The organism is Photobacterium frigidiphilum (assembly GCF_003025615.1).
GTDB lineage: Bacteria > Pseudomonadota > Gammaproteobacteria > Enterobacterales > Vibrionaceae > Photobacterium > Photobacterium frigidiphilum.
In genome coordinates, this window is record NZ_PYMJ01000105.1 from 1 (window position 1) to 1,851 (window position 1,851).

At 54.3% G+C, this 1,851-nt stretch carries 1 protein-coding gene; it reads right to left on the minus strand.

Annotation, left to right across the window (positions count from 1 at the left end; genetic code table 11):
• Nucleotides 1-1,729, minus strand: a 1,729-nt coding sequence (gene pdhA, locus C9J12_RS29920) for a pyruvate dehydrogenase (acetyl-transferring) E1 component subunit alpha (RefSeq protein ID WP_107247095.1), incomplete at its 3' end; no start/stop codon positions are given.
• Nucleotides 1,730-1,851 lie beyond the last annotated feature (122 nt).

A 1,851-nucleotide genomic window follows, 5' to 3' on the forward strand; every position in this document is an offset into this window, starting at 1 on the left:
GTCGCAGCGAGCGAAGGTCAATGACCTCAGCGCTGATCCCCGCACTGCCAAGTTGCTCTGCGGCTTGTAAGGTTTTGCCAAGGCTGCCGCCGTAAGTGATCAGGCTGATGTCGGTGCCTGTGCGTCTTACCACAGCTTGATGCATCGGTGCATCGGCAGAGCTGCTAACCAAGCCGCTCTCATTAAGTAGCATGACATGTTCGAATATCAGCACAGGATCAGGGTCCAACAGTGCCTGAGCGAGCATATGGCGCGCATCATTGTGGGTTGCCGGACTGAGCACTTTCAGGCCAGGCACATGGGCATAAAAGTTCTCCCAGCTATGCGAATGCTGGGCGGCGAGCTGTTTGCCCGCACCACACGCCATACGTATTACCAGCGGGACATTAAACTGACCACCGGACATATGCAGTAAGGTGGCGGCGCTGTTGATGATTTGATCCATGGCGAGCAGACTGAAGTTAACCGTCATCACTTCGACAATTGGTCGCATACCACCAAGGGCAGCACCAATGCCAACGCCAACAAAACCGGACTCGCACAGTGGGGTGTCGATGACCCGATCTGGCCCGTATTGATCAATCAGCCCTTTACTTACCGCATAACAACCGCCGTAACGGCCAACATCCTCGCCCATAAGAAAGATGCGCGGATCATCGTTTAAGGCATCACTTAGGCTATTGTGCAGCGCTTCGCGGTAAGTGAGTTCAGCCGCTTGCTGGGTACAGGTTATTGCGGGGGGCGGCGATTGGCTGGTGGGGCTATGGACGAAACGGGTTAGCTCTTCAACTGGCTCCCACGCGCCAGCCTCTGCAAACGTGATGGCGTCAGCCACCTCTTGGGCGATCTCAGCCTCCATATCTCTCAGCTCTTGATCGTGAAAATGGTTGTTTTTTTGTAGCCACTGGATCAGCTTTTTAACTGGCCCTTTCTTTTCCCACTGCGCGACTTCGGTCTTATCGCGGTAGAGCTGAGTATCAAAGCTGGAGTGGCCCCGAAAGCGGTAGGTCTGACATTCGATAAAAAACGGCTTATTCTGTTCGCGGATATAATCGAGGGCATCGCAGGTAGCGGCTTCAACATCCACCACATTCATGCCATCAACCTGAACGGCGCTGATACCGTAGCTTTCGGCCTTTTTGGCGATATTGGTTTTTGACTCCGATAACGCGAGGGCGGTACCCATCGCATAGCGATTGTTTTCACAGATAAAAAGGATAGGCAGCTGCCACAGGGCGGCCAAATTTAGGCTTTCATGGAACTCACCTTCCGCTACTGCCCCTTCGCCAAAAAAGCAGACCGCAATGGCATCGCGTTGCCGCTTTTTATTGGCCATTGCCAAACCGGTTGCCAGCGGGAGCCCACCGCCGACGATGGCATTACCGCCATAGAAGTGATGGTCTTTATCAAACAGGTGCATCGAGCCACCCCGCCCGCGGCTGCAGCCATTGGTTCGGCCATACATCTCGGCGAGAACCGTACCCATGCTCATACCACGGGCGAGCGCGTGACCGTGCTCGCGGTAGGTAGCAACGATCTGATCGTCTTCACTCAGCGCCGCCATTACCCCAACGGCGATTGCCTCCTCACCAATGTAGAGATGCAAAAAGCCGCGGATTTTTTCTTGGGTATATAGCTCGGCACATTTTTCTTCAAAGCGGCGGATCCGTAACATCTGGCGCAGCTGCTCAATGAGGTGGTGGCGGTTGATATGGAGTCTGCTGGTCATAGTTCATCACTCTCTAAGGTGGAAATATCCCCTTCGGGCAGGCCAAGTTCACGTGCTTTAAGCAGTCGCCGCATGATCTTTCCGCTGCGGGTTTTGGGAAGGTTGTGGCGAAAGGCAATCTC